Below are 26,683 nucleotides of genomic sequence, written 5' to 3'. Positions count from 1 at the left end.
AAAATGGCTATTAGTTTATCAAAAGGTCAAAAAGTTGATTTAACAAAATCAAATCCTGGGTTAACCAATGTGGTTGTAGGATTAGGCTGGGATACAAATAAATATGATGGTGGAAATGATTTTGACTTAGATTCATCTGTTTTCCTATTAGGAGAAAATGGTAAAGTTACAAATGAAACAGACTTTGTGTTCTACAATAACCCACAAGGTGCAAATGGTGCTGTTGTACATACTGGAGATAACCGTACTGGTGATGGTGATGGTGATGATGAGCAAGTTAAAATTAATTTAACAACCATTCCTGCAAATGTTCAACGTGTTTCTTTCACGATTACGATTCATGATGCAGTAGCAAGAAACCAAAACTTTGGTCAAGTATCGAATGCCTATGCTCGTATCTTTAATGAAGCAAACGGCGAGGAATTAATTCGTTATGATTTAGGAGAAGATTTCTCTATTGAAACAGCTGTTGTTGTCGGTGAATTATATCGTCATAACGGTGAATGGAAGTTTAGCGCAATCGGCAGCGGCTACCAAGGCGGCTTAGCAGCATTAGCAACAGACTTCGGATTATCTGTAGGATAACAACTAGAATAAAGACCCAGCATCTGCTGGGTCTTTGAATGAAAACATCAATTACAACAACTATGACTATAACTTTGAGAATTGTCTAGCGTCAGAGCCTAGGGTCTTGGGTCTTAAGCCAACCCGTCAAAAAGGTTGAAGAGCAACCTTTCTTCCGGTTCGTCTTATGCCGGTCGCCCCTGATCCAGGCACTTATGCTTTTCTATTGGGAGGAACTTTTTTTATGTCTGTTTTACAAGGAATTATTGATACGTATGCCCAATTTTTTAACTGGGAAATGTGGGGACAGGTTCTTACTGATCCCGTATCATGGGGATTAATTGGAACACTTGTTATTCTTGAAGGACTACTTTCTGCTGATAATGCACTCGTATTGGCCGTAATGGTTAAGCACCTACCATCTGAACAACGTAAAAAGGCACTTTTCTATGGTTTATTAGGAGCTTATATTTTCCGCTTTATTGCTATTGGCGTAGGGGTATTCTTAATCAAACTCTGGTGGGTAAAGATTTTAGGGGCAGCCTATCTTGCTTGGTTAGCTATTAAGTATTTCATAGATAAACGTAAAGCAGCACAAAATGAAGAAGAAGAAGCACATGGAATGAACCAAACTGGACTGCTTATCCGTCTATTTGGTACCTTCTGGGGAACAGTTGTCGCCGTAGAAATTATGGACATTGCCTTTTCTGTTGACAGCGTTCTTGCTGCTTTTGGTGTTAGTGAACAGGTTTGGGTATTATTAATCGGTGGTATGCTCGGGGTCCTTATGATGCGAGGCATTGCCGGAGTATTCTTGAAGTTAATTGATCGTGTTCCAGAGCTTGAAACATCAGCGTATATCTTAATCCTGTTAATTGCACTAAAAATGTTGGTAGCGGTTTTCAATATTCACGTACCACACGCAGCATTCTTTATCATTATTTTAATAACATTTGGAGCTACTTTTGTTGTTCATTTTAGGAACAAAAAGAAAGAAGTTGGCAAAGAATCATAATTATCGACGTATGACATAAAATGGGGAACAGACGAAAGTCAGTCCCCGTTTTTTATATTAAGGAGTAACCTAGAATGAAATTTTTTACTTATTTTTATGAAAATGAGCTTGAGACATTGTTCTTTCAAAAACCAAAAAGCTTTAATAAGTATAGTGGTCGAGAACTGTTATCCTACGGTTTGGGCGCTACACTCTATATGCCGGCAACACGGCCGAATATACATCAGGAGCTCCTTTCGAAAAAACATGAAGGATTAACATCACTGGTGATCGACCTAGAGGATGCTGTTGGTGACATTGAACTCGAAAAAGCAGAAGTGCTGCTTGTTCATGAATTGCAAAAACTATATGGCGAGTTTAACAAAAACTTTTTAACGATTGATGATTTTCCGCTTATGTTTATCCGAATTCGTAACCTTGAACAATTAAAAAGAATCAAGGAACAATTAGGTGATGCCATACAGTTATTGACGGGAGTGGTATTACCGAAGTTCAGCACTGATTCTGGTGAAGCCTTATTAACTGAGGTTGTAAACATTCACACAAAGCACAAGCCTTTTTACGCCATGCCGATTTTAGAAAGTGATAAAATAATTCACAAAGAAACTAGAATGACAGAGTTAATGGCAATTAAACAGCTTCTCGATCAATATAAGGACAATATTTTGAATGTGCGAATTGGTGCAACTGACTTTTGCGGTGTATATGGTATTCGTAGAAGTGTTGATACCACGGTTTACGAGATTGCTGTATTAAGAGATTGTATTGCTGATATTATTAATGTCTTTCAAAGGTCTGAAAGTCCGTATGTCATATCAGGACCTGTCTGGGAATATTTCTCCTCGAAACCAAGAATGTTAAAGCCGCAGCTTAGGCAAACCCCTTTCCGTGAACGTTATGGGGATGAAGGCTTGAAATGGCGGGCTGAATTAATTGATCAAAATTTGGATGGCTTGATTAGAGAAGTGTTAATGGATATTGCCAACGGTCTAACCGGAAAAACAATTATCCATCCCACCCATATTAAAGCAGTCCAGGCGCTAAATGTTGTTACATACGAAGAATACATCGATGCCTGTACGATCGTGGAATCGGAAAATAGTGAAAATGGAGTTAAGAAAAGTAATTTTTCTAATAAAATGAATGAAATTAAGCCTCATTTATTTTGGGCAAAGAAAATCATTTTAAAATCTCAGCTTTACGGGGTGCTACATGAAGGATACACAAATATTGACCTTATCAAAAAAGACGTATACGTATACAATTCTTGATGCCATCACCATTGATATTGAGGTAGCGACTAACCCATATCAGTTACAGCTCGAAGAACTTTTTACGATGGCAGCAAGGATCAATAAAAAACGTTCGTTTTTATTTGTCAGTAAAGTACTGGGTAAACATTTGCCCATCGATCCGCAAAAAGGTTTGTTAGTAGCTGCGCTTCTAGCAGCAAGATATGCAGAATCTATTAAAGATTTGGAGTGCCCTGTAAGGGAAAAGCTGGTTGAATTATTTGGACAGAATAAAGCTAAATTCGAAAGCCATGCTTTTATCGAGGAAAAAGTGAACCCGGTTATCATTGGCTTTGCTGAGACAGCAACCGCTCTCGGACATGCCTTTTTTGATTGCTTTGAAAATGCTGAGTATTTTCATACAACAAGAGAAGAGCTAACAGGGAAAACACCGTTAATTACCTTTGAAGAAGAGCATTCTCATGCTACTTCTCACCGATGCTATATTCCTTTAGAGTTGTTGAACAACAATCGAGAAATTATTTTAGTTGATGATGAAATGACTACAGGAAAAACAGCGATTAATATTATTCAATCCATCCACGCTCAGTTTCCAAGGGATGAATATACCGTTGTCTCTATTTTAGATTGGCGTTCGGATGCAAACAAACAACAATTTAAACAGCTAGAAAAAACACTAGGAATTAAAATAAATAGTGTAAGTTTGATCGCTGGTAACGTTGAAGTCAATGAAATAAATAAGCTGCAAGAACAAGAGAATTGTAAAGACAGTTTCAGCAACCATGAAACAACCATTAAATTCCTCTCGTTATCAACCTTTTTTGAAAATGCAGCTGTGACAACTAAAAATAATATGCCACTCATGAAGGCAACAGGGCGCTTTGGAATAGACAGCAGAGCAAATACTAACCTTCATCAAAAAATAAACAGTGCATCTGAAGTTCTAAGACAACACAGGACGGGAGAAAAAACGCTTTGCATAGGAACCGGTGAATTCATGTATATACCCATGAAATTGGCTGCTGCTATGGGTGAAAATGTTTTTTATCAATCAACGACTAGGAGCCCTATTTATATTAAGGACGTACAAGATTACGGAGCCAAGCATGGATTCCAGTTTCCAAATCCTGAAGACCAGAGTGTTTCTCATTTTGTTTACAATATTGCTCCTGGAACGTATGATGAACTATTTTTCTTTTTAGAAAGGGAAGTAGCACGGGAAGACCTTAAGCCGTTGTTAGATCAAGTGGAAAAATTACAGTTAAAGTCGATTAAAATCGTCTTTTTCGTCCATGAAAAGGGGTGACAGAATGCTGATACAAACCAAACAACCTGCTAAAATGGGCAGCTATTCAGAGGATGATGTTCTGTTTCTATTAAAGGATTTAAGCGAAATCGAACTAGAGGATTCAACAGCTAATCGCGAAATGAGAGTTCAAGCAGGGCAGCATTATAGTGAATCATTGCCGATAGAATACCAGCCGCCAAAAGAATATGTTGAATTATTTTGGAGTAAGGTCAATGAGTATAAGCGGAAATTGGCACTTTGCGTAGGGAATGTTGCAGAACAAATCTATCAAGCTAAGGGGAGGAATGCAATCCTTGTATCGCTTGCGCGTGCTGGAACACCTGTTGGAATCCTATTAAAAAGATATATTCAGTTACGCTTCGGTATTTCTCTTCCTCATTATAGTGTTTCAATTATCCGTGATAGAGGCATTGATGAGAATGCGCTTCACTATATCCTAGCGAACCATCCAGAAGGAAAGATTCAGTTTGTGGATGGTTGGACAGGTAAAGGAGCCATTTCAATCGAATTAACAAAAGCATGCCAGGACTTTGAAAAAAAATTCCAACTAGCGCTTGATGATTCACTCGCAGTGATTGCCGATCCTGGCCATTGCACCACTCTGTATGGGACGAGAGAAGATTTCCTTATTCCAAGTGCTTGTCTAAATTCGACTGTCTCAGGACTTGTAAGCCGGACAGTTTTAAATGATCAGTATATTGGCAAAAGCGATTTTCATGGAGCAAAGTACTATCGTGAACTATTATCAAGTGATGTCTCCAATGAATATATCGAGTTAATAGCAGCTGAATTCCCGTATGTCATTCATGATGCGAAAGAATCTGCACTGCAACGAAACCAGGAGAATCGTAAAGCTGAATTTTTGGGAATGCAGGATATTAAGCAGATCCAAACGGATTTTGCGATCGAAAATACCAATTACATTAAGCCAGGGGTTGGTGAAACTACACGTGTACTTCTTCGCAGAGTGCCATGGAAAATCCTCATGCGCGATCCTTCTAGTCCTTATGTGAAACATATTCTGATGCTCGCAGAAGAAAGAAATGTAGAAGTGGTGGAATATCCCGGAATGAATTACCTGTGCATGGGTCTAATCAAGTCAGTTAAGGGGACTAATCAATGATTATTGCATCGGATCTTGATCGAACATTGATGTATTCCCAACGGGCACTAGAAGAATTCGGCATTCCAGAAAATGTTCAGTTAAAACCGGTGGAAATCAATAAAGGAAAATGGGCAGGTTATATGACAGCGTCTTCTTTTTCAATGTTAAAAGAAGTAAATCAGCACAGTTTATTTATCCCAGTGACCACGAGGACGACGGAACAATTTAACCGTTTTATCATTTTTGAAAAGGAAATCCCTTTATCATACGCGATTACTACAAACGGAGCTTATATTTTGTATAAAGGGGAACCTTTAAAGGATTGGACTGACCAATTAACCACTCAACTAAGGCATGGCTCTGCAACAGAGGAAGAATTAGCAGCTGCCTTAAAAAGAGCAGGAATGATCTTCGATGGGGAAAGAAGGCAAGCAGGAAAGTTATTCTTTTATTACCTATTAAATGGTCTGCGATCCCCATTAGATCTCATTGAAATCCGGGAGCTTGCAGGTAAATATGGCTGGAAAGTAAGTCTTCAAGGCAGAAAACTTTACTTTATTCCAAATGCGATAAGCAAGGGGAAAGCACTTGATTATATTTGTAACCGAGAAGGAATGGAAGCAATCGCGGGCGCAGGGGATTCTGTTTTAGATTGGGATTTTCTAAAAAACTGCCGCTATCGATTCGTCCCAAGCCATGGGGAGCTTTTTAAAGTGAAGGGACCAGGTGAGTTCACACTGACAAACCAGCTCGGCATTGCTGCAGGAGAAGAGATTCTCGAGCATTTCGTTAAGGCATTAGCATTCCAAAGCTAATTTTTATTCCTATCAGGATAAAAGAGATAAAAATATAGCGCATTGAAAAAAGCAAAACTAGCGCAGAAAAATATCACAGACATACTAACCGTGGCAAGAACGGGAGAAAGTAACAGTGTAAAAAGTAAGCATAACCAAAACAAGTCCATGATAACGAAGGTTTTTGACACCATTAAATCCATGATAAGATTTAATTCTTCGCTAACATCTTCCATTCTTGGGCGCTTATATAAGAACCGCATGAAGTCACCTACTTATCTATCAGTACTCCATTCATATGTAGGGACAAGGAAAAGGGTGAAACGTAAGGAAATTCTCTATAAGAAAATGAACTGCTTTTTTCTAGGAAAAAATTAATTTTTCTCCATTGATGAAACATTTTACGTTTAGTTTCGTATAAACAATGAACCAATTATTTAACTGTGATATGATAGTAACGACTACCTTTACATAATTTTACTAAAATAAAAAATCTTTCGCTTTTTTGAGGGAAGGGATTATCAATGAATGTATCATACAACCAAATGACGATCCGACCTGTATCCCTTTCATATGAAAATTGGCTAGATATGCTGAAAATGCCCCTATCGGAACGGCCAGAATTTTCAAACGACAAGGGAAGTATTCAGATTGGGCAAGTACTGGGAAAATTTCTTGGAATTCCGATTGACAGTGATGAGTATTATAATCAGCTTTTCGATTATGTAGCATCAACAGATCCTGGCTTGCATTTATTAAGTGAAGAATCACTCAATAAAACGATTGACAATCAACATTTTCAATCGATTCAAAAGGTCTTGAACATCGGACAAGAACAAAAGCTATCGATTAATCGGTTTACAGCTTTTCTTGACGGTGAGCAGCTTTTGTATAAATCATCGATTCCAGCAATCCATCGGAAAATAAGGGAAGCAATGATTAATACGCTTGAACTTTTTACAAATCGTGAAAAGGATGGTTTAAAAAGTCACGAATTAAGAAGGGTCCTTGTTGATGTGATTAAATGGTCGATCAATCATTTACATCCCCTGCTTGAAGGTGTTGACCTGGAAAAGGGAATGCCGAAATTCTTATGGTATGGCGATATGAAAAGAAGCCAGCCTTATTTTGTCTATTATTTAATGAAGCTTGGCTGTGATTTAGTTGTTTTTCATCCGGAAGGCAAGGATACGTTAGCAGGTTTTATCGAAGAGGGAATCTTTACGCACCATTTTCCAAATAAACAACCAGCAGAGCCTTTTCCAAAGGAGAGAAGAAATCGCCAAACCACTGTCGCCTACCGTGCATCCCGCGAGATTGAGAATATTCTCCATCAGGAAGGAGCAGGTCTATATAAACCATGGCAGTTAAGAGATTACACGCCATCATCCATTACTTTAAAAACAACCTATGATGAATTATTTATTCTTGGGAAAGAAATCGCAATGGTGCGACCAGGTTTTGAAGTAGAAAACGGGCAAGTGAAAATCCCCTCTCTGTTTGCGAAAGTTCAGGGAGTTAGTAAAAATCGCAAAGAGTACTGGGATCGCATTCAAAATCTTACGGAATTTGAGCATAGTTTACTGATTCGCCAATTACCGTTTACTTGGTCAAGCTCCAACGATTTTCGCTTTCATTACCGGAACGCACTCGGCAGAGATGGATTGTTAAATCCTGATGTAATGATGCAGGCCCATTATTGGCCATATTCCTTTCTGCCAAATGGTTTGCAAAAGGGGATCGCCAATGCGATTAGACGGATTTGTGAAAAGCCTGGTTTAAAGTCGCTGCCAGGGGAAAACATGGAAGAGGTAAGTATCTATTTATTTAGTCAGGCGATGTTTACTCCGAAAGAGATCATCCAATTAATGGAGAAATTCGACTACTCCCAGCATGTGCCGAAGTTAATCATTTATAACAATGAGTGCCGCGGGATGCTGGCAAGAACAGATGCAGCCTTGCTTTTACTTTTAAACCAATTTGGGATTGATATTATTGTATACAACCCTCCAGGTCACAACGATATTGAAAACTTCCTTCAAGATCGATTATTTGATACCCACTGGCTGGAGGATGTTGTGTTTGAATTAGAATATAAAGAGCCATTCAAGTTGAAAAAGGGGTTCTTTCAGGGATTTTTAAAAAATTTAAGGGGAGATTAACGCGTGAATCTACAACAAAATCAATCTGCTAACTTGATGACAACTACCAAAGAAGATACCTTAAATGAAGCTAAGATTTCAGACATTAAGCTTGCCCTTCGGAAGGAAACGGAAGTACAGAATTTGGCTAGGTCGATTGATGAAAGAGACCAGATAAAAATCCTGGAATTTGGGAAAGAGCCTGCCGTTCAAATCTCGCGTTTTTCTGATCAAATCTTAGGAAATATGCGTACAACAAAGGTGGAAGATTCCGGTGAGCTTCTGAAACAGCTAACCAGAATTATGGATAAGTTTGATCCGAAGGATTTTCAAAAAACCTCTAGCGGATTTTTCGGAAAGCTCTTTAAAAAGGGCGAAAAGATGATGGAAAAAGTCTTTGGCAAATACCAAACGATGGGCTCGGAAATTGATAAGGTATACGTGGAAATTTCCAAGTATCAGCATGAAATGGTCGATTCAACAAAAATGCTGGAAAATATGTATGAGCAAAACTACCAGTTCTATATGACGCTGGAAAAATACGTGGTTGCCGGTGAGCTCAAGGTCGAGGACCTAAAAAATAATCAATTGCCACAGCTTGAAGCCCGGGTTGCCGCAGGCGATCAAATGGCTTCCATGCAGTTGGACTCACTTAAAAATGCCGTAGAGCTATTAGAACAGCGAATTTATGATCTTGAGATGGCGAAGATGGTTTCCCTGCAGACGGCACCGCAAATTCGCTTGCTGCAACGTGGAAATACAAAGTTAATTGGAAAAATCAATTCTGCTTTTGTCACAACGATTCCAATTTTTAAAAATGGCTTAATCCAAGCGGTTGCTGCCAAAAGACAGAAGCTTGTCGCTGATTCTATGAGTGAGCTTGATCGCCGTACAAATGAAATGCTGCTAAAAAATGCGTCGAACATTTCCAAGCAAAGCACAGATATCGCAAGGCTTGCAGGTGGTCCAAGCATTAAAATTGAGACCATTGAAGAATCCTGGAACATTATCATTAAAGGAATGCAGGAAACAAAAGCGATTGAAGAGGAAAATAAGCGCTTGCGTGTTGAAGGAACAAAGCGTTTAGAACAGCTGCAGGACAACTTTAAACAATTGAAACAACAATACTAATTGATTGTTCATTAATACAAAATTTATAATGAGGTGAATGATTTGGCTATTAGCTTACAAAAAGGTCAAAGAGTGGATTTAACAAAAGGAAACCCAGGACTATCAAAAATCTTGGTAGGTTTGGGCTGGGATCCAGTTCAAGCAGGTAAAAGCGGAGGCGGCGGTCTCTTCGGCGGTCTGTTTGGCGGCGGCGGTGCAGGCGGTGGAGCAAACATTGACTGTGATGCTTCTGTCATTATGCTTGGTGCAAATGATAAAATTCAAAACAATAAAGATGTCATTTATTTTGGAAATTTAAAGAGTAATGACGGAAGCGTTCAGCACTCTGGTGATAATTTAACAGGTGACGGAGACGGTGACGACGAGCAGGTAATGGTCGATTTAAACCGTGTGCCAGCAAGCGTTCAAAAGCTTGTCTTTGTTGTTAACATCTATGACTGTGTAAAAAGAAAACAGCACTTCGGGATGATCCGTAATGCGTTTATTCGCGTGGTTAATCCTTCAAATGATAATGAATTGATTCGTTATAATCTTTCAGATGATTACAATGGGAATACAGCATTAGTGGTTGGGGAAATCTACCGCCACAACACAGAATGGAAATTTGCCGCTGTTGGAACTGGTACGAACGCAGCAAGCTTAAGTGAAGTAGTTCGTTCGTATTCATAATTTGTAGGAACAAGCACGACTTGTTCCTTGTTATAGTAAGTATGGCGAAGAGGTGAGATAGTTGGGCATTAATTTATCAAAGGGACAAAGAATTGATTTAACAAAAACAAATCCAGGTCTAACCAAGGCTGTGATTGGTCTTGGCTGGGATACAAACCGCTATCATGGCGGACAAGACTTCGACCTTGATGCATCCGCGTTTTTAACGGACGCAAATGGACGCGTTACCCAAGACTTAGATTTTATTTTTTATAATAATTTAATTCATGCTTCTGGCGGAGTGGAGCATACGGGAGATAACCGCACGGGTGAGGGTGACGGCGATGACGAACAAATTAAGATTGATTTTAGCAAGGTTCCAGCTCATGTCCATCGGATTGCGATCTCGGTCACGATTCACGATGCCGACTCCCGAAATCAAAACTTTGGACAAGTTTCCAATGCGTTTGTTCGGTTATTTGATGAAGAAACCAATCAAGAAATACTTCGCTTTGATCTAGGTGAGGATTTTTCAGTTGAAACGGCCGTCGTCATTTGTGAACTCTATCGTCATAATGGCGAATGGAAATTCAATGCGATCGGCAGCGGATTTTCAGGCGGACTCGCCGCACTTTGCCGGAATTATGGACTAGAAGTATAGTTTTTTGTGGGAAAGCTGCCATATCGGTGGCTTTTCTTTGCGTTTTCTAAGTTTGTTTCTATAAAAATTGGTAACTTAGTCTTTGTTGAAAATTATATCTGCGTTAACTGGATTTTATCTGCGTTTCTCGAATTATATCTGCGATGCCCAATTTTGACTCTGAAAAATAGTAATTTCCGCCACTTCTCCCTTTAACTCACCAATTTTACAACCCTTCTACCATGTTATAATTCTAGTAAGTATATGATTTACTAGGAGGATTTTAATATGCGTAAATGGGTTGTTTCCTCCATTATTGCTGGATTATTTATGACGATGATTTCCACCTCGAAGGCCTCATTTGACATTATTAAGCTTGGTGACTATCCAAGAAACTCTGAACTATATCAAAATATTAATAATGAATCTTCTCTCCAATCCGTAAAGCAAATGATTTACCTGCCAAAAACCCTTTTTGATGAAAAAGAAGCGGCAGCGATTGTTAATAGAATTGGTCAGCTGCCAGAATCTCTTTTAAAAAATATCAATGAACAGGGGATTATCCTTAAGCTATTTACTGGTAAATTAACCGACAACCGGACGGCCCGATATTTAGCAGGACAAATGCCTAGAGGCTATCACTCACAAACAACATGGGATGAAGTACCCGGAATTGGCGGCTCACAAGTGGTTTTGGTGAAAATTGGCCATAGTGAACAAGGCAAGGGACATGGGTCAGTCAATCTAGAGCTCCATGAACTAGCCCATTCAATTGATCGTCTTGTTTTTCAAGAAATAAGTAAAGGGAAAGCATTTCAACTTATTTGGGAAGAGGAGAGAGGAATCTTATTCCCTGGAAACTCTTATTTTATCTTGCACCCAGAAGAGTATTTTGCCGAAACCTTTGCGATGTTTTACTTAAATGATGAGACAAAAGCACAATTACAGTCAATTGCACCGAAGACATTTGACTTTTTTGAGAGTTTGAAATAAATTTCATGACATTTCTACCTATGCTTTGTCGTCATGTTTTGATAAAATGAAAAAATATGGAGACCGACGAGGGAGTGTCAAAATTGAAGCAATATTTAGAACTATGCGAGCATGTTTTGAAAAATGGACATGAAAAAGGTGATCGGACCGGAACCGGGACGATAAGTACTTTTGGCTATCAAATGAGATTTGACTTACAAGACGGCTTTCCATTATTAACAACCAAAAAGCTGCATTTAAAATCAATTATTTATGAATTGCTTTGGTTTTTAAATGGCGATACCAATGTAAGATATTTGCAGGAAAATGGTGTGCGAATTTGGAACGAATGGGCTGATGAAAATGGAGAATTAGGTCCCGTTTACGGTCATCAATGGCGTTCATGGACTGGTGCAGATGGAACAACCGTTGACCAAATTAGTGATTTAATCGACCAAATCAAAAATAATCCAAACTCAAGAAGACTGATTGTGAATGCTTGGAATGTAGCGGAGATTGATAAAATGGCATTGGCACCATGTCATTGTTTGTTCCAATTCTACGTATCTGATGGAAAATTATCGTGTCAGTTATACCAACGCTCTGCCGATGTCTTTCTTGGGGTACCGTTCAATATTGCCTCTTACGCCTTATTGACAATGATGATTGCCCAGGTATGTGACTTGGAGCCTGGTGAATTTGTTCACACTTTTGGTGACGTGCATATCTACCAAAATCACCTCGAACAAGTAAAGCTGCAATTGAGCCGGGAGCCAAGGATATTACCAAAAATGAAAATCAATCCAAATGTGAAGGATATTTACTCCTATTCATTTGATGATTTCAGTTTAGAAGCTTATGATCCGCATCCACATATTAAAGGAGCGGTTTCGGTATGATTTCCTTTATTGTTGCGATGGATGAAAATAAAGTCATCGGCAAGGATAATCAATTGCCGTGGCACTTACCAGAGGATTTAAAGTTCTTCAAACGAACGACAATGGGTCACCCGATTGCCATGGGCAGAAAAACGCATGAATCCATTGGCCGGACTCTTCCAGGCAGAGAAAATATCGTTATTACCCGTCAATTGGATTACAAGAGCAATAATGTGACAATTTTCTATTCGATGGAGGAATTTGTTGAATATTGCCGAAATCAAGAAGATGAAATCTTCGTCATTGGCGGGGCAGAAATTTTCAAAGAAACCTTTGCCTATGCAGATCGCCTTTACATAACACATATTTACGAAGAGTTTGAAGGAGATACCTACTTCCCCGATTTCAACGAACGTGACTGGGAGCTCGTCTCCTGTGAAAAGGGAATAAAGGACGAGAAAAATCCTTATAAGTACGAATTTAGAATGTATGATCGAATTACAAAAGGCAGCCAATAACAGGGCTGAATGACCGCAACTACGTAAAAAAGAAGCATCGACAGCGATGCTTCTTTCCTTTTAATAATAAGAACCATTTAATTCATAATCAGTTAGTTTTTCAAGCATTCTTCTGAATTCGTCTGGATGGCAGAAGTCGTCCTCGTGGAAATGTGCTTTCACCCATTGGATTAATTCGAGGGGGCTATTAAAGTATTCTCCACTTCGGTCACTTTTGCGTATCATGTATCTTCCATTATCCTCATCGATGGTTACTTCTACTGGCAAGGCTCCATCAAAACTACTGAGTGAAAATTCCATCTTCATCACATCCATTCCATTTAGATATCCAATAGTATATGAAGCTGATGATGAAATTATAAACAATAAACATCTAATAGTCAAAATATTTTTACAATTCGAAGGTAGATTTTACATTGACTTTAGTGGTTGTTCTTGTTAAATTGTTAAGAGTAAATAGTGTAAAAAAATATACGCCAATTATCTCAAATAGGATTATTTTGGCGATTATGTGAAATTAATATGAATTATTACGATTTTTTAACTCAAAACTGTATAACAGTACTATAATCGTAGTAGAAAGATAATTAACCTAAAGGGGATGTATCGAATGTTCTCAAATATTGGAATTCCAGGATTAATCCTTATCTTAACGCTAGCCCTTATCATCTTTGGACCTAAGAAGCTTCCAGAGATCGGTCGTGCTTTCGGACAAACATTGAAAGAATTCAAGAAATCAACTCGTGAATTAACAGACGATGTGATGAAGGACGTTGAAGAGGAAAAGCAAAAATTGACAAAATAAGGGTGTAAGATCCATTCTTGCACCTTTTTTTCTTCACTCGTCTTTTGAACTATTAAAATGTTGGTAATCATGGTTACTAATTAAAGGAACTTGGCAGGGGAAGTACATGGAAGATAAAGAATTACAATTAGTTGATCATTTAGATGAATTACGAAAACGAATCATTATTTCCGCAATTGCTTTTGTAGCTTTTTTCATTATCGGATTTATTTATGTTACGGATATTTATAGTTGGTTAGTTCGTGACCTTGATGTCAAATTAATCGTCCTTGGACCAAGCGATATCATTTGGGTTTACTTTATGATTGCGACTGTTATTGCACTTGCTGGTACGATTCCAGTGCTTGCGAGCCAGTTATGGCTGTTTGTCAAACCAGCACTTAAACCGCTTGAGAGAAAAATAACCCTATCGTACATTCCAGCATTGTTTATTTTATTTATTGTTGGACTGGCATTTGGTTATTTCATTATCTTCCCAATGGTACTTGAGTTTTTAGTTAAAATGGGAGCAGAAATGTTTGTCACGAATTTTACTGCTGATCGATACTTCCGTTTTATCTTGAATATGACTCTTCCATTTGGTGTATTGTTTGAGTTGCCAGCGGTCGTAATGTTCCTAACGTCACTAGGGATTATTAATCCATTCGTATTAGCAAAAATTCGAAAATACGCTTATTTCGTTTTAATCATAATTGCGATTGTTATTACACCTCCGGATTTTATGTCGGATTTTGTAGTAACGCTGCCATTGTTACTACTATATGAAATCTCTATAAACTTATCAAAGATTGTACACAAGAAACGAATGAAAAAGCTTCAGGAGCAGGAAGAAGAGTTTGCAGAAGAAGCATAAATAAAACACTAAAGGCCTTCAGAGATATTAATCTCTGGGGCCTTTTTTACTATAAAAATAATATTTCCAAGTTTTTCAATTAAATAACAGTAAAAATACAGTTAAGGATTCTTTGTGTATTTTTTTGAAAATTCAGGACGAAGCGCGTCGTTTTATACTACAATTTCCTTGAAATCATGTTTTTAACATTTTTGGTATTTGGAGGGGAAACGGATGAAGAGACAGAAAACCGTGTATGAAGCGGCTATCGACCATGGATATAGCCGGCGTGATTTCCTCAAGATGTGTACAGCATTAGCAGCCGCTTTAGGATTGGACTATTCCCAGTCCGATCAAGTGGTTCAAGCAATGGAAATTAAAAAGAGAGTACCAGTTGTTTGGCTGCAGTTCCAAGATTGCACAGGCTGTTCAGAATCATTTATTCGCTCATCACAGCCGAAAACAGAAAACGTCTTGCTAGAAATGATTTCACTAGAATACTCAGAAGTTTTATCGGCACCATCTGGTCACCAAGCGGAAGCAGCGATGAAGCAGGTTTTAAAAGATTATCATGGCGAATTTATCCTTGCCGTGGAAGGAAGTATTCCTGATGATGGTGCCTTCTCAACCGTTGGCGGCGTGTCAGCAAAAGAGACATTCCTTGAGATGGCAGCTGGAGCTCAAGCAATTATCGCATATGGATCATGCGCATCATGGGGAGGTATTGCTGCAGCACTTCCGAACCCAACCGGCGCAAAGCCTGTTACTAGCTTCGTGAAAGATACTCCTATCATCCTGGTACCTGGATGCCCTCCGATAGCCGAGGTCATGACAGGTGTTATTGCACATATTATTACCTTTGGAAAGTTACCAGAATTAGACCATTTTGGCCGTCCTAAAGCCTTTTATCGTCATCGTATTCATGATAAATGCAATCGTCGTGCGTATTTTGACTCAGGGCTTTTTGTTGAGTCGTTTGATGATGAAGGTGCGAAGCAAGGGTATTGTTTATACAAAGTTGGCTGTAAAGGACCTACCACTTATAACTCCTGTGCAGAAATGCGCTGGAATGGCGGTGTTAGCTATCCCATTCAATCAGGAAACCCGTGTATCGGCTGCTCGGAACAAGACTTCTGGGATAATGGTCCATTCTATACAAGAAGAGCAAAAATCCCTGGAACACAAACAACGATAAACCCTGATGCTGTTGGCCTAGCCGTAATTGGAGCAACAACCGCCGGAATTGCCGTGCATGCAACTGGAACTGTAATAAAGAGAAAGATTGATGATAAACGAGGTGCAGAAGATGAGTGAGCGTATAGTAGTAGACCCAATTACAAGGATTGAAGGCCATCTGCGTGTTGAAGTAGATGTTGATGAAAACGGTGTCATTAAAGATGCATTCAGTTCTGGAACATCCGTCCGCGGACTCGAACTGATTGTAAAAGACCGCGACCCGCGTGATGTTTGGGCATATGTTCAACGGATATGCGGTGTTTGTACAACCACTCATGCGCTTGCGTCCATTCGAGCTGTGGAAGATGCACTGCAAATTAAAATCCCAAGAAATGCTCATTTAATTCGGGATATTATGAACGAAACCCAGTTTGTTCATGACCATGTTGTCCATTTCTATCACCTGCACGCATTAGACTGGGTCGACGTGGTGAGTGCCACTAACGCAGATCCAGCAGAAACATCGAGGATTGCCCAATCAATCTCAAGCTGGCCAAAATCATCACCAGGCTATTTTACTGATGTACAAAATAAAGTGAAAAAATTGGTGTCTAGTGGGCAATTGGGTATTTTTGCTAATGGCTATTGGGGCCATAAAGCTTACAAGCTGCCACCAGAAGTGAATTTGCTCGCCGTTGCTCACTATTTAGAGGCTTTAGATTGGCAAAAGGAAATTGTTAAGATCCAAACCATTTTCTGCGGAAAAAATCCGCACCCACATTATGTAGTTGGCGGCATGGCAACACCACTTGATATTGATAGTGATAATGGGATACATGCTGAACGATTAATGCACGTTTCCCGGCTTATTGATGAGGCACAACAATTTGTCAACCAAGTATATATTCCTGATTTACTGGCAATTGGTTCCTTCTATAAGGATTGGACGTATGGCGGTGGCATAAACAATTACCTTTGCTATGGTGATTTCTCGACAGGGGATATTTATGATACAAAGCTTTACAGAATGCCAAGTGGTATCGTCCTAAATGGGAACCTTAAAGAAGTATTAGATGTTGACTTGAACGATCCTAAGCATGTTCAGGAATTTATTGATCATTCTTGGTATACCTATGACGGAAAACGTGCTGGTAAAGGGAAGCATCCATTTGATGGGGAAACAACCTTAGATTACACGGGCCCGAAAGCTCCGTTTAAAACATTGGATACCGAAAAAGAGTATAGCTGGTTGAAAGCACCACGCTGGAAAGGTCATCCAATGGAAACCGGTCCATTAGCAAGGATGATGGTTGGTTACGCATCAGGAAAAGAAGAAATCGTCACAATTGTCGATGATACGTTGAAAAAGCTTGAACTTCCAGTATCTGCCTTGCAATCAGCACTTGGGCGTACAGTCGCTCGTGGTCTTGAAACAAAACTCATTTCAGGCTGGCTTCGAGATGACATGGATAAACTCTTGAAAAATATTAAGGGTGGCAACCAAGTTACCTTTGACCGAAGCAAGTGGGAGCCAAGCACATGGCCAGAGCGTACGAAGGGAGTGGGTTGGATAGAAGCGCCACGCGGTGCACTTGGGCATTGGATTGATATAAAAAATGGAAAAACAGAGAATTATCAAGCCGTTGTTCCATCGACTTGGAACGCTTCACCAAGGGACGCTAAAAATAAAATTGGCGCCTATGAAGCCGCTCTAATCGGTACACAAATGCTCGATAAACATCAACCATTAGAAATTATGCGCATCATTCACTCATTTGATCCATGTCTTGCATGTGCCGTTCACTTAACAGATTTGGAAACGAACAATACGACAGAAATCCGTTTGGGTTAGGGGTGAAATAAATGGCTGCACCAAATGTACCATATCGCGGGCCGAATCCACCTGACATAAATACAGAAATCAACAGCGAGAATACATTCCATCCAGAAAGGCCACTCGTTTATAAACCAATAAAAAATGAAGTCAGAGCTTATGTTTGGGAATTACCCATTAGGGTTTTTCACTGGTTAAATATGCTGGCCATCTCCGTTTTAATGGGTACTGGCATATATATTGGAAAACCTATGACGGCAGCAATAATCCCTGAAGAAGCCTATTATTCTAATTTAATGGGCTGGATGAGATATATTCACTTTTTTGCAGCGTTCATATTTGTCATAAATTTAATATTTCGTTTGTATTGGGTGGCGATTGGAAATAAGTTTGCTACCTCCAATCCGCTTCGATTACTATTCTGGAAGGAATTATTTGAAACTGTCAAATTCTATTTATTTCTAAAAAATAAAAAGCCGCATTATGTTGGTCACAACCCGTTGGCTCAGTTAAGTTACTGGATTTTCATCGGGGTCGGTTCATGGATTGTTATGTTAACTGGCTTCTATATGTATTTTGAACCACAGTTAGAATCGTTCTGGGGTAGTTTATTTTTCTGGGTTCCGTATGTTTTTGGCGGTGACAGCTTTACTGTCCGCTCGTGGCATCACCTAACTGCATGGGGCTTTATGCTATTTACACTCATCCATGTGTATATGGCTTTCCGGGATGACTATCTAGAACGGAATGGATCCATTTCATCAATGATAACAGGATATAAAACAACTACTAAAAAGTCTGTTGGTGAAAAAAATGATGACTAAAAAAATTACGATTTTAGGAATTGGCAACACCCTCTTCTCGGATGAGGGTGTTGGCATTCACCTTTTACCATTATTAGAGGAAGCTTTAAAAAACTATGAAGATATCGAAATCATTGAAGGTTTGACCGATGGAATGCGGCTGCTTGGTCCCGTAGAGGATGCAGAAAATTTAATCATCATTGATGCGATCAATGCTGGAGGAGTAGATCCAGGAACAATTATCACTTTAGTGGGGGACGAAATTCCTGCTTATTTTGGAATTAAGATGTCGGTTCATCAGTTGGGCTTCCAAGAGGTTTTGATGGCAGCAAAAATGAGAGAACGGTATCCGAAGCAGATTGTTATGTTTGGGATGCAACCTAGCTCACTTGAATTGGGAATTGAATTAACAGAAACAAACAAGAAAAAGCTGGGAGAGCTTCGAGACGTTGTCATCAATCAAGTGAATGCTTGGAGAGCTGCTTATGAAACGGCTTGATTTCTTTAAGGAAATGGGCGGTGGCTTGTTCCAAACCGTCAAGTCAGTCTATGAACCTTTTATTCAAGGTGATTTGGAGAAAATCGAGAGTGCTGCGGACCGAGCGCTGGGTTTAACCTGGGTTCCAGTAATGAATGAAACAGAATTGAGGAGCAACCTTGAAATGAAATTTTTTCAAGGAAAAGCGATAATCTTTGTTCGACATGAAGCGAACATGCAGGCATGGAATGGTATTTGTCCTGTATGCTCGCAAATTATTACTGTTTCAACACTATATTCAAGTGGAAAATGTTTGAATTGTCAAAAAGAATTCAATTTTAAGACACATACAGGTGAATTACTATTAACACCACTGCCATTAAAGAAAAGAGACCGAAACTATCAAGTCGGCTTTATGAAAGGTGATTTTCATGCATGAAATGGCATTAATGGGCGATATCCTTCAGCTCGTTCATGAAGATGCAGCCGCTAGAGGAATTGAAAAAATCGAAAAAATAGAATTAATGGTTGGGGAAATTTCCAATGCCATGCCGGATGCGCTAAGAATGGCTTTTGATATCTTTCGTGATCAAAATCTCCATTTATTTACTAAAAAAGCCGAACTCGTCATTCATATTGAGGAAGCAAAGGCTGCTTGTGTTTTATGTGGGCAGGAATACCGTCCAGATTTGAAAATAGCGCTTTGTCCGAACTGTCATATTCCTTCAGGGAAGGTGACAGCAGGCGAAACATTCCAAGTCCTATCATACGAAGGGAGCAAGTGAAATGAAGGTAGCACTAAGAACAGATGTATTAACCAACAATAATAAAGCAGCAGAGTTTAATCGGGAGCTGTTCACGAATACGAAAACCTTAGTCATTAACTTGATGAGTTCCCCTGGTGCTGGAAAAACGACTTTACTTGAGGAAACGGTTCGCGAACTGTCAGGAAAGTATCGGATTGCAGTTATTGAAGGGGATCTTGCTACTGAAAGAGATGCAGATCGGATTCGTGCGATGGGGGCAAAAGCAGTTCAAATTAATACCCACGGCGGCTGTCATCTCGACGCAAGAATGATTGCAGCTGTACTAAGTGAATTTGACCTTGATGTAGTCGATATTCTGTTTATCGAAAACGTTGGCAATCTCGTCTGCCCATCAGGCTATGACCTTGGACAGCAACATAAAGTAGCCGTCTTAAGTGTTCCAGAAGGAAATGATAAAATCCCGAAATACCCACAAATGTTTATGCGTACAGAGCTGGTACTGTTAAATAAAATCGATTTACTGCCGTACTTAGATTTCAATGTGGAAGAAGCACGGAGAGATTTATCAAAAATCAATCCACAATCATTGTTACTGCCGCTTTCGGCACGAACACAGGAAGGACTGCATGAATGGTTCTCGTGGATTGAAGGAGCATATGAGCAATGCGTACGGCCGTAAAGATTGCTGTCAGAGGCCGAGTGCAGGGAGTTGGTTTCCGTCCTTTTGTCTTCGGGCTAGCTGATACTTACCTATTGAGTGGTACGGTACAGAATAATATGGACGGAGTCAAAATTCATCTTGAAGGGGAGTCAGTGGCGATTCAACACTTTCTCTCTGACTTGAAAAATAAAGCTCCTAGACTAGCAAAAATCACTGAAATTCTATCTCTAGAGACAGAAATGGTTGGTGTAAATGACTTTAGGATTATTCCTAGCGATCGGAGTGGAACATCCATGCTCGTGATACCAATTGACTCTGCTGTATGTGATGAGTGCTTAAAGGAGATGAATGATCCGGAGGATTTCCGTTTTCACTATCCGTTTATCAACTGTACACAGTGCGGTCCGCGCTACACGATAATTGAGGAATTACCCTATGACAGACCATATACATCGATGAAGTCCTTCCCGATGTGTGAGGATTGCCAAAAAGAATATGATGATCCGACAAACCGGCGCCATCATGCCCAGCCCATTGCCTGCCCGAAATGCGGACCAAAGGTACGGCTGTTGGATCAGAGTGGTCAGAAAAGAGTTTCAGAGAGTCCGATTAAAGATACAATAGACCTTTTAAAACAAGGCAAGATTGTTGCGATTAAAGGAATCGGCGGCTATCACCTTGCCTGTGATGCGAAAAATCAAGAAGCAGTCATGACACTGAGAAGCAGGAAAAAACGTCCTAATCGACCGCTAGCAGTTATGGCTTCATCAATTGCAACAGCACGGGAGCATGCAGAGATAAGTGTTATCGAAAAGGAAATAATAACGAGTCCGAAGTCACCAATTCTGGTACTGAAGAAACATAAACAATACCAGCTAGCAGAAGGTGTTGCTCCGGGAATGGGAACAATAGGTGTTATGTTGCCGTATTCGCCGCTGCACCATTTATTATTTGCTGACCCAGAGCTATCTTGTCTCGTGATGACAAGTGCAAATCCTTCGGGAATGCCGATTCTTTACAAAGATGAAGAAGCCTTGCAGTATTTAGAAGGAATTGCCGATTTCTATTTGGTACATAACAGGGAAATCCTCCATCCAGTAGATGATTCTGTTGTTCAAATAAATGACGGCGAGCTCGATTTCCTGCGGCGATCACGTGGATATGTGCCAGACCCTTTTTCGACTACTGTCGATGTATCAGGAATCGTGGCGTTTGGAGGTCAGCAAAAAACGACATTTACAATTGGCAGGAATGAGCAGATCTTTGTTGGCCCCCATATTGGCGATTTAGACAATATTGAGACCACCCAGCATTATCAACAGGAATTAAATCATTTATTAAAATGGATTAATACCCCAAAATCTGTAGCTGTCATCGATGCCCATCCTGACTATCACGTTCAGAAGCTTGTAAAAGAGTACGAGTTCGAGGAAGTCATCGAGGTCCAACATCATCATGCTCATATGGCCGCTGTTCTCGATGAACATCATATACTTAGAAAAGCCTATGGAATTATTTTGGATGGAACCGGATATGGTAACGATGGAAATATTTGGGGTTTTGAAATCTTCTATGGGGACTGTGCAGAATTTGAACGAGCTGCCCATTTAACGTATACACCGCTTCCTGGAAGTGAAAAATGCATTCGTGAACCGTGGCGGAATGCAGCAGCGATGCTGATCTCGCTACATGGTGAAAAAGGGTTACAGCTTGCAAAGGATATATTTACAGATAAAGCTTTAGAGATTGAAATTTTAAAGAGGATGATTGAAAAACATATTAACACCATTCAAGCGGGAACATGCGGCAGACTATTTGACGCTGTTAGTGCCTTGTGTGGAGTGACCAAAGTATCGAGCTATGATGGGGAGGCAGCCATACGATTGGCAGAGTTGGCTGATGAAAACATAATCTACGAATCTTACCCATTTAATTTGCTTGATAAAGATATGTTAACCATTGATTTTTCAAGAATGATAGAAGAAATAGCATTGGATGTAGTAGCAGGGAAAAACACTGCAAATATTAGCGGCAGGTTTCACGAAACGGTTGTCCAAGCGATTGTTGCTGCACTGGAACAAGTGTATCAGGATGGTGCAAGCAGAAACGTTGTTTTATCAGGCGGCAGCATGCATAACCGTTATTTACGAAAAAGAATCAGTACGGAATTAAGAGAAAGAGAATTTACCGTTTATTTTTCAGAAAAGGTCCCTTGCAATGATGGGGGCTTATCCTACGGGCAACTAGTCGTTGCTGAGGCAAAAAGGAGTGCTAAAGAATGTGTGTTGGAGTACCAGCGAAAGTAATCAAGAAGATGGAATATAGTGCAGTTGTCGATGTGATGGGGTCACAGACAACAGTTGGAATAATCTTTGTCCCTGAAGTCGTGCTTGGGGATTATGTCATCGTTCATGCAGGGCAGGCGATGAGTATTGTCGATGAGACGTACGCACGGGAGAGTGTGGCCGAATGGAGGAAGTTAATTGATGCTCGAAATTCTAAAACAGTCCAATAACCCGGAAATTTGTAAGCCGCTTGTCGAAGCCGTTATTGAAAAAGCAAAAGTGTTTCACCAAAAGTTTGGCCGCAAGCCTGCTTTTATGGAGGTTTGTGGTTCCCATACGATGGCGTTAGCACGGACCGGGGTAAAGCAATGCTTAAAGGAATATGTCAATCTTATTTCTGGACCAGGCTGTCCAGTATGTGTAACCGATCAACGGTCAATTGATGCAATGATTGCCCTAGCGGAAGGGGAAGACCGGATTATCTGTACCTTTGGCGATATGATGAGGGTTCCTGGCTCGAATAAAACACTGCTAGATTCAAAGATTGCCGGAAAAGACATCCGCGTTTTATATTCGCCGGTTGATGCGGTAAAGATTGCAGAAGAGAACCCAGATAAAGAAATTATTTTTCTTGGAGTTGGCTTTGAAACGACGATTCCGATTCTGACATTAATGGTTGGCGAAGCAGAAAATCGAGCTATCACGAACTTTTCCATTTGGATGACAACGAAACTAGTTGAACCAGCCCTTCGTTTTTTATTAAATGCGGGTGAAGTGAATTTGGATGGCTTCCTGCTCCCAGGGCATGTGTCCATAGTGTTGGGGGAAGATTCTTATCAGTATCTTGTCGATGAATATAGTATTTCCGGAGTGATTACTGGATTTGAGACTGCGGAATTACTCTCCGGAATTTACAAGGGCATTGAGTTAGGATTAAACGGGAAAATTGCCATTGTCAACAACCACCCTGCTGTTGTTAGCAAAACTGGCAATCAAGTGATTCATCAATGGTTTGATAAATACTTAATAGAATGTGATGAAGCATGGCGGGGAATTGGCGTAATAGCTAACAGCGGCTTGGATTTGAAGCCGGAATATGATCAATTCAATGCTAAAAAAAGATTCACCGTTACTGTTGGCGAGCCGCGGAAAACAAAATGCCACTGTGGTGAGGTGATTCGCGGGTTAATCTCGCCAACTGAATGTTCACTGTTCGGTAAAGCCTGCCAGCCCATGAATCCAATCGGCCCATGTATGGTTTCGGCAGAAGGCAGCTGTGCCGCACACTATCAATACATGAGGGAGAGTTTCTGATGGAGCAATATATCAGTTTAGCACATGGTGATGGCGGTGAACTAAGCCATCGCTTAATTCGTGATTTATTCGTGGAAGCGTTTGGCGACGGAAAAGCGGCGATGTTCGATGCAGCCGAAATAACATTGACCTCCCAGCAAATAGCAGTTTCAACTGACTCATTTGTCATCAAACCGATATTTTTCCCAGGAGGATCAATTGGAAAATTAGCCGTTGCTGGGACCGTCAATGACCTTGCCGTTAGCGGGGCAAAACCAGCATTCCTAACTTGTGGGTTTGTGATTGAAGAAGGATTTCCAATTTCCGACCTCAAGAAAATTGTTACTGACATGGCCCATGAAGCCAGAAAAACAGGCGTGCAAATTGTTGCTGGAGATACAAAAGTAGTTGAACGGGGCAGCGCGGATGGCGTTTATATTAACACTACCGGCATTGGGATCTATGAACCCGGAATTGGCTGCAGTCTTGAATTTGAAGAAGGAGACGTGATCATTGTCACAGGCTCCATCGGCGACCATGGCATCGCTGTCTTGGCTGCCAGGGGAGAATTAGGAATCACGGTACCAATTGAAAGTGATTGTGCTTCTCTTAATAGAATGCTTAGTGAAGTTCTCCACCATACAAATGGAGTCCGGATCATGCGCGATCCGACAAGAGGCGGATTAGCGACAACTCTTGTAGAAATTGCTGAGGACTTTCATTTAACGATGAAAATTAATGAAGTGGATGTACCTGTTAAAGAAGAAGTATATGGAGTCTGTGATCTATTAGGCTTTGACCCGCTATATCTTGCAAACGAAGGAAAAGCGATTATTATTGTAGCTGCTAATGAAAAGGAAAAAGTGCTTGATATAGTAAGAGAATTCCCAGATGGACGGGAAGCAGTAGTTATCGGTTCTATTATAGGAAAACAAAAAGGTCAATTGCTTATGGAAACGCCACTAGGTTCAAAGCGATTACTAAATAGATTATCAGGAACGATGTTTCCGAGGATATGTTAAAAGTAGCCCCCATTTATTCATTATAACGAATAAATGGGGGCTACTTTTATGATTTTTTCTGTTCTTTCATCCATTCCTGGAACTTAATGTACTTGCGATACTCGTGAAAATCCTCTTTTTTCAAACCGTCCTCAATTGCTTGCTGAATTAATTCCTTCCATTCCTCATCCAGTAGATTATCTTCAACCTTTTGTTCATTAGCATTTTGTAAAAGATAATCAATACTTGTATCTAAAGGCTTAGAAACTTTAACGAGAAAATGAAGTGACGGATTAGTCTGCAAACCTCTCTCAAGCTGGCTTAAGTAAGATTTCGAAACATCAGCTAGCCGACCTAATTCCGTTATTGAGTACCCTTTCTTCTGCCGCAACCGTTTAATCTTCTTTCCGATCATATCACCCTCATCTCCTAAAATAGAACAAAAAGAATCCGTTTCAAATATACATTATATAGAACGGTTAATTCTTTATAAAATACGGAATAATGAGAAATCGGGAGATATATCAAGAGAATATGATGAAAGTGTTCTTTATTAAGAAAATTTGGTCTTTTTTGTGGTTTTTCAAGTTCGTTATTTTGTCTTATACTCAATTTGTAAGTTCATTACAAAGAACAAAAATTCCTAAGGAAGTTGATGAACATGATAAAAAAGTCGCCAACTTCGTTCTTAATAAACTACTTAAGAAAACTTCTCAATTTAATAGAACGAATGAGGGAGGGAATACCATCCGACATACTCGTTTGAAAAGGCTTAAAAAAAAGGAAAATATCATAGTATTATTTGCAGCTCAGATTGTTGCTGCATGGTACATTCTGATTCTTACAGGTATATATCTTACAACCGATACTGGTGCATATTTTAATGATGCTGATTCAATAAGCGGAACAATTAGTGTTTCGGAAGATTTTTGCAAGGACGCTGAAAGGAATTCCGAATTCTGGAACAAATATTGTAAGGATTTAGAAAATGAAAATTTTCAAGATACATCTGATGCTAATTCAAATGAAAAAATAGAATCTCAAAAACCTTATGAAAAAAATATTGAAACTGAAGGGAAATCAATAGAAATTCAAAGTAATAGACCTGACATAGAAAATACCTCTGAAAGTTCTAATTCAGATAGTGCAGAAACAAATTATGATCAAACAAATGGTAACATGGAAAATTAATAACAATGGCGGTGTAAACATGAAAATAGTTAAAAAGATTTTAAGTACTTTAATAACGGTAATTCTATCAATAACCTTAATATTTATGATTTTTGTCGTAATATCGTCCAAAGCTTCCGGTGGCGAACCTAGTATCTTGGGTTACCAACTTAAAACAGTACTTTCTGGTTCCATGGAACCCACGTTTAAAACAGGTTCTATCATTGCTGTTAAGCCTTTAGAAAATCCAGGTAATTTGAAAAAAGATGACATTATCACCTTTATAGAATCTGATGAAAAATTGATTACACATAGAATTATTGATGTTAATAAAGCTGGAGATCAAATCACGTATGTAACAAAAGGTGATAACAACAATGCTAAAGATCTTGATCCAGTATTAACCCAGAATGTCGTAGCTAAATATTCCGGCTTTACAATCCCATATGTTGGTTATTTAATAGATTATTCTAAGTCGAAAAATGGAATGGCTTTACTACTTATCCTACCAGGCATACTCCTACTTTCCTATTCAGGAATAAGCATTTATAAAGCTATCAAAGAACTGGATAAGGGAAAAGGAAATGATGCTCAAGGAACTATTTAACGG

General features: G+C 39.6%; 30 protein-coding genes. 28 read left to right on the top strand and 2 right to left on the bottom strand.

What is annotated here, in order from left to right:
* The first annotated feature begins 3 nt into the window (after positions 1-3).
* The 13 genes from BLR86_RS00780 (at position 4) to BLR86_RS00715 (ending at position 12,968) form a co-directional block, all read left to right on the top strand.
* The gene (locus BLR86_RS00780) at positions 4-585 is read left to right on the top strand and encodes a TerD family protein (protein WP_090757753.1); all 582 of its coding nucleotides are present in this window, start codon (positions 4-6) and stop codon (positions 583-585) included.
* Between the two features lie 223 nt (positions 586-808).
* Complete coding sequence (locus BLR86_RS00775; RefSeq protein WP_090757752.1) at positions 809-1,579, top strand: TerC family protein; 771 nt, start codon at positions 809-811, stop codon at positions 1,577-1,579.
* A 74-nt stretch (positions 1,580-1,653) separates the two neighbouring features.
* Positions 1,654-2,850 (top strand): HpcH/HpaI aldolase/citrate lyase family protein, encoded by a 1,197-nt coding sequence (locus tag BLR86_RS00770; RefSeq protein ID WP_090757751.1) that lies wholly within the window; start codon positions 1,654-1,656, stop codon positions 2,848-2,850.
* On the top strand, positions 2,792-4,138 hold the full coding sequence (locus BLR86_RS00765) for a phosphoribosyltransferase family protein (RefSeq protein ID WP_175492748.1): 1,347 nt from the start codon (positions 2,792-2,794) through the stop codon (positions 4,136-4,138). Before BLR86_RS00770 ends, BLR86_RS00765 begins: the two co-directional genes overlap by 59 nt.
* A 4-nt stretch (positions 4,139-4,142) precedes the next feature.
* Positions 4,143-5,264: a cysteine protease StiP family protein gene (locus tag BLR86_RS00760; protein ID WP_090757750.1), complete on the top strand. Its 1,122-nt coding sequence runs from the start codon at positions 4,143-4,145 to the stop codon at positions 5,262-5,264.
* Positions 5,261-6,061: an HAD family hydrolase gene (locus tag BLR86_RS00755; RefSeq protein WP_090757749.1), complete on the top strand. Its 801-nt coding sequence runs from the start codon at positions 5,261-5,263 to the stop codon at positions 6,059-6,061. Before BLR86_RS00760 ends, BLR86_RS00755 begins: the two co-directional genes overlap by 4 nt.
* Before the next feature lie 503 nt (positions 6,062-6,564).
* Positions 6,565-8,202, top strand: a complete 1,638-nt coding sequence (locus tag BLR86_RS00745) for a YceG family protein (protein WP_090757747.1) — start codon at positions 6,565-6,567, stop codon at positions 8,200-8,202.
* A gap of 36 nt (positions 8,203-8,238) precedes the next feature.
* The gene (locus tag BLR86_RS00740) at positions 8,239-9,312 is read left to right on the top strand and encodes a toxic anion resistance protein (protein ID WP_090758213.1); all 1,074 of its coding nucleotides are present in this window, start codon (positions 8,239-8,241) and stop codon (positions 9,310-9,312) included.
* A gap of 42 nt (positions 9,313-9,354) precedes the next feature.
* Entirely contained in the window at positions 9,355-9,981 is a 627-nt protein-coding gene (locus BLR86_RS00735; protein ID WP_090757746.1) for a TerD family protein, read from the top strand.
* A 61-nt stretch (positions 9,982-10,042) separates the two neighbouring features.
* Positions 10,043-10,621, top strand: a complete 579-nt coding sequence (locus BLR86_RS00730; protein ID WP_090757745.1) for a TerD family protein — start codon at positions 10,043-10,045, stop codon at positions 10,619-10,621.
* A gap of 267 nt (positions 10,622-10,888) precedes the next feature.
* Entirely contained in the window at positions 10,889-11,593 is a 705-nt protein-coding gene (locus BLR86_RS00725) for an anthrax toxin lethal factor-related metalloendopeptidase (RefSeq protein WP_090757744.1), read from the top strand.
* 83 nt (positions 11,594-11,676) lie between these two features.
* Complete coding sequence (locus BLR86_RS00720; RefSeq protein ID WP_090757743.1) at positions 11,677-12,471, top strand: thymidylate synthase; 795 nt, start codon at positions 11,677-11,679, stop codon at positions 12,469-12,471.
* Entirely contained in the window at positions 12,468-12,968 is a 501-nt protein-coding gene (locus tag BLR86_RS00715; RefSeq protein WP_090757742.1) for a dihydrofolate reductase, read from the top strand. The genes BLR86_RS00720 and BLR86_RS00715 overlap by 4 nt, the downstream gene beginning before the upstream one ends.
* Positions 12,969-13,028: 60 nt before the next feature.
* On the opposite strand, the gene BLR86_RS00710 is transcribed toward BLR86_RS00715, so the two are convergent.
* Positions 13,029-13,268: a hypothetical protein gene (locus tag BLR86_RS00710; protein WP_090757741.1), complete on the bottom strand. Its 240-nt coding sequence runs from the start codon at positions 13,266-13,268 to the stop codon at positions 13,029-13,031.
* A 310-nt stretch (positions 13,269-13,578) separates the two neighbouring features.
* On the opposite strand from BLR86_RS00710, the gene BLR86_RS00705 reads away from it, so the two are divergent.
* The 13 genes from BLR86_RS00705 (at position 13,579) to hypE (ending at position 24,924) form a co-directional block, all read left to right on the top strand.
* On the top strand, positions 13,579-13,773 hold the full coding sequence (locus BLR86_RS00705) for a twin-arginine translocase TatA/TatE family subunit (protein ID WP_090757740.1): 195 nt from the start codon (positions 13,579-13,581) through the stop codon (positions 13,771-13,773).
* Between the two features lie 106 nt (positions 13,774-13,879).
* The gene (gene tatC / locus BLR86_RS00700; RefSeq protein WP_090757739.1) at positions 13,880-14,626 is read left to right on the top strand and encodes a twin-arginine translocase subunit TatC; all 747 of its coding nucleotides are present in this window, start codon (positions 13,880-13,882) and stop codon (positions 14,624-14,626) included.
* Between the two features lie 213 nt (positions 14,627-14,839).
* Entirely contained in the window at positions 14,840-15,919 is a 1,080-nt protein-coding gene (locus BLR86_RS00695; protein WP_090757738.1) for a hydrogenase small subunit, read from the top strand.
* Entirely contained in the window at positions 15,912-17,633 is a 1,722-nt protein-coding gene (locus tag BLR86_RS00690; protein ID WP_090757737.1) for a nickel-dependent hydrogenase large subunit, read from the top strand. The genes BLR86_RS00695 and BLR86_RS00690 overlap by 8 nt, the downstream gene beginning before the upstream one ends.
* Before the next feature lie 11 nt (positions 17,634-17,644).
* Positions 17,645-18,439 (top strand): Ni/Fe-hydrogenase, b-type cytochrome subunit, encoded by a 795-nt coding sequence (gene cybH / locus BLR86_RS00685; protein WP_175492747.1) that lies wholly within the window; start codon positions 17,645-17,647, stop codon positions 18,437-18,439.
* A complete protein-coding gene (locus tag BLR86_RS00680; RefSeq protein WP_090757736.1) occupies positions 18,429-18,917 on the top strand; it encodes a HyaD/HybD family hydrogenase maturation endopeptidase in 489 nt (162 codons plus the stop codon). Before cybH ends, BLR86_RS00680 begins: the two co-directional genes overlap by 11 nt.
* Positions 18,904-19,335, top strand: coding sequence for a hypothetical protein (locus BLR86_RS00675; RefSeq protein WP_090757735.1), 432 nt, complete (start codon positions 18,904-18,906; stop codon positions 19,333-19,335). Before BLR86_RS00680 ends, BLR86_RS00675 begins: the two co-directional genes overlap by 14 nt.
* Positions 19,328-19,681 (top strand): hydrogenase maturation nickel metallochaperone HypA/HybF, encoded by a 354-nt coding sequence (locus BLR86_RS00670; protein WP_090757734.1) that lies wholly within the window; start codon positions 19,328-19,330, stop codon positions 19,679-19,681. Before BLR86_RS00675 ends, BLR86_RS00670 begins: the two co-directional genes overlap by 8 nt.
* A 1-nt stretch (position 19,682) precedes the next feature.
* Positions 19,683-20,342 carry a hydrogenase nickel incorporation protein HypB gene (hypB, locus tag BLR86_RS00665; protein WP_090757733.1) on the top strand — a complete coding sequence of 220 codons (660 nt, stop codon included), beginning with the start codon at positions 19,683-19,685 and terminating at the stop codon, positions 20,340-20,342.
* Positions 20,327-22,630: a carbamoyltransferase HypF gene (hypF, locus tag BLR86_RS00660; protein WP_090757732.1), complete on the top strand. Its 2,304-nt coding sequence runs from the start codon at positions 20,327-20,329 to the stop codon at positions 22,628-22,630. The genes hypB and hypF overlap by 16 nt, the downstream gene beginning before the upstream one ends.
* Entirely contained in the window at positions 22,603-22,839 is a 237-nt protein-coding gene (locus BLR86_RS00655) for a HypC/HybG/HupF family hydrogenase formation chaperone (protein ID WP_090757731.1), read from the top strand. Before hypF ends, BLR86_RS00655 begins: the two co-directional genes overlap by 28 nt.
* Positions 22,811-23,923, top strand: coding sequence for a hydrogenase formation protein HypD (gene hypD, locus BLR86_RS00650; RefSeq protein ID WP_090757730.1), 1,113 nt, complete (start codon positions 22,811-22,813; stop codon positions 23,921-23,923). The genes BLR86_RS00655 and hypD overlap by 29 nt, the downstream gene beginning before the upstream one ends.
* On the top strand, positions 23,923-24,924 hold the full coding sequence (hypE, locus tag BLR86_RS00645) for a hydrogenase expression/formation protein HypE (protein ID WP_090757729.1): 1,002 nt from the start codon (positions 23,923-23,925) through the stop codon (positions 24,922-24,924). Before hypD ends, hypE begins: the two co-directional genes overlap by 1 nt.
* Before the next feature lie 46 nt (positions 24,925-24,970).
* On the opposite strand, the gene BLR86_RS00640 is transcribed toward hypE, so the two are convergent.
* On the bottom strand, positions 24,971-25,318 hold the full coding sequence (locus BLR86_RS00640) for a helix-turn-helix domain-containing protein (RefSeq protein WP_090757728.1): 348 nt from the start codon (positions 25,316-25,318) through the stop codon (positions 24,971-24,973).
* A 119-nt stretch (positions 25,319-25,437) separates the two neighbouring features.
* Here BLR86_RS00640 and BLR86_RS00635 point away from each other — a divergent pair, with 119 nt between their 5' ends.
* The gene (locus BLR86_RS00635; RefSeq protein WP_175492746.1) at positions 25,438-26,094 is read left to right on the top strand and encodes a hypothetical protein; all 657 of its coding nucleotides are present in this window, start codon (positions 25,438-25,440) and stop codon (positions 26,092-26,094) included.
* A gap of 19 nt (positions 26,095-26,113) precedes the next feature.
* Positions 26,114-26,680 (top strand): signal peptidase I SipW, encoded by a 567-nt coding sequence (gene sipW / locus BLR86_RS00630; protein WP_090758211.1) that lies wholly within the window; start codon positions 26,114-26,116, stop codon positions 26,678-26,680.
* Positions 26,681-26,683 lie beyond the last annotated feature (3 nt).

Origin of the sequence: Bacillus sp. OK048, from assembly GCF_900103525.1 — a bacterium.
GTDB lineage: Bacteria > Bacillota > Bacilli > Bacillales > Cytobacillaceae > Neobacillus.
This window is presented reverse-complemented; position numbering and strand designations above follow the sequence as displayed.

Bases quoted from the DNA above. Each gene is read 5' to 3' on its own strand.
- BLR86_RS00780 (WP_090757753.1), top strand. From the start codon at position 4: ATGGCTATTAGTTTATCAAAAGGTCAAAAAGTTGATTTAACAAAATCA.
- hypD (WP_090757730.1), top strand. From the start codon at position 22,811: ATGCTCGAAATTCTAAAACAGTCCAATAACCCGGAAATTTGTAAGCCG.
- BLR86_RS00760 (WP_090757750.1), top strand. From the start codon at position 4,143: ATGCTGATACAAACCAAACAACCTGCTAAAATGGGCAGCTATTCAGAG.
- hypF (WP_090757732.1), top strand. From the start codon at position 20,327: ATGCGTACGGCCGTAAAGATTGCTGTCAGAGGCCGAGTGCAGGGAGTT.
- BLR86_RS00635 (WP_175492746.1), top strand. From the start codon at position 25,438: ATGATGAAAGTGTTCTTTATTAAGAAAATTTGGTCTTTTTTGTGGTTT.
- BLR86_RS00640 (WP_090757728.1), bottom strand. From the start codon at position 25,318: ATGATCGGAAAGAAGATTAAACGGTTGCGGCAGAAGAAAGGGTACTCA.
- BLR86_RS00740 (WP_090758213.1), top strand. From the start codon at position 8,239: ATGACAACTACCAAAGAAGATACCTTAAATGAAGCTAAGATTTCAGAC.
- BLR86_RS00670 (WP_090757734.1), top strand. From the start codon at position 19,328: ATGCATGAAATGGCATTAATGGGCGATATCCTTCAGCTCGTTCATGAA.
- BLR86_RS00690 (WP_090757737.1), top strand. From the start codon at position 15,912: ATGAGTGAGCGTATAGTAGTAGACCCAATTACAAGGATTGAAGGCCAT.
- BLR86_RS00695 (WP_090757738.1), top strand. From the start codon at position 14,840: ATGAAGAGACAGAAAACCGTGTATGAAGCGGCTATCGACCATGGATAT.
- sipW (WP_090758211.1), top strand. From the start codon at position 26,114: ATGAAAATAGTTAAAAAGATTTTAAGTACTTTAATAACGGTAATTCTA.
- BLR86_RS00775 (WP_090757752.1), top strand. From the start codon at position 809: ATGTCTGTTTTACAAGGAATTATTGATACGTATGCCCAATTTTTTAAC.
- BLR86_RS00715 (WP_090757742.1), top strand. From the start codon at position 12,468: ATGATTTCCTTTATTGTTGCGATGGATGAAAATAAAGTCATCGGCAAG.
- BLR86_RS00710 (WP_090757741.1), bottom strand. From the start codon at position 13,268: ATGGAATTTTCACTCAGTAGTTTTGATGGAGCCTTGCCAGTAGAAGTA.
- hypB (WP_090757733.1), top strand. From the start codon at position 19,683: ATGAAGGTAGCACTAAGAACAGATGTATTAACCAACAATAATAAAGCA.
- cybH (WP_175492747.1), top strand. From the start codon at position 17,645: ATGGCTGCACCAAATGTACCATATCGCGGGCCGAATCCACCTGACATA.
- BLR86_RS00655 (WP_090757731.1), top strand. From the start codon at position 22,603: ATGTGTGTTGGAGTACCAGCGAAAGTAATCAAGAAGATGGAATATAGT.
- BLR86_RS00705 (WP_090757740.1), top strand. From the start codon at position 13,579: ATGTTCTCAAATATTGGAATTCCAGGATTAATCCTTATCTTAACGCTA.
- BLR86_RS00770 (WP_090757751.1), top strand. From the start codon at position 1,654: ATGAAATTTTTTACTTATTTTTATGAAAATGAGCTTGAGACATTGTTC.
- BLR86_RS00745 (WP_090757747.1), top strand. From the start codon at position 6,565: ATGAATGTATCATACAACCAAATGACGATCCGACCTGTATCCCTTTCA.
- tatC (WP_090757739.1), top strand. From the start codon at position 13,880: ATGGAAGATAAAGAATTACAATTAGTTGATCATTTAGATGAATTACGA.
- BLR86_RS00725 (WP_090757744.1), top strand. From the start codon at position 10,889: ATGCGTAAATGGGTTGTTTCCTCCATTATTGCTGGATTATTTATGACG.
- BLR86_RS00755 (WP_090757749.1), top strand. From the start codon at position 5,261: ATGATTATTGCATCGGATCTTGATCGAACATTGATGTATTCCCAACGG.
- BLR86_RS00680 (WP_090757736.1), top strand. From the start codon at position 18,429: ATGATGACTAAAAAAATTACGATTTTAGGAATTGGCAACACCCTCTTC.
- BLR86_RS00765 (WP_175492748.1), top strand. From the start codon at position 2,792: ATGAAGGATACACAAATATTGACCTTATCAAAAAAGACGTATACGTAT.
- BLR86_RS00675 (WP_090757735.1), top strand. From the start codon at position 18,904: ATGAAACGGCTTGATTTCTTTAAGGAAATGGGCGGTGGCTTGTTCCAA.
- hypE (WP_090757729.1), top strand. From the start codon at position 23,923: ATGGAGCAATATATCAGTTTAGCACATGGTGATGGCGGTGAACTAAGC.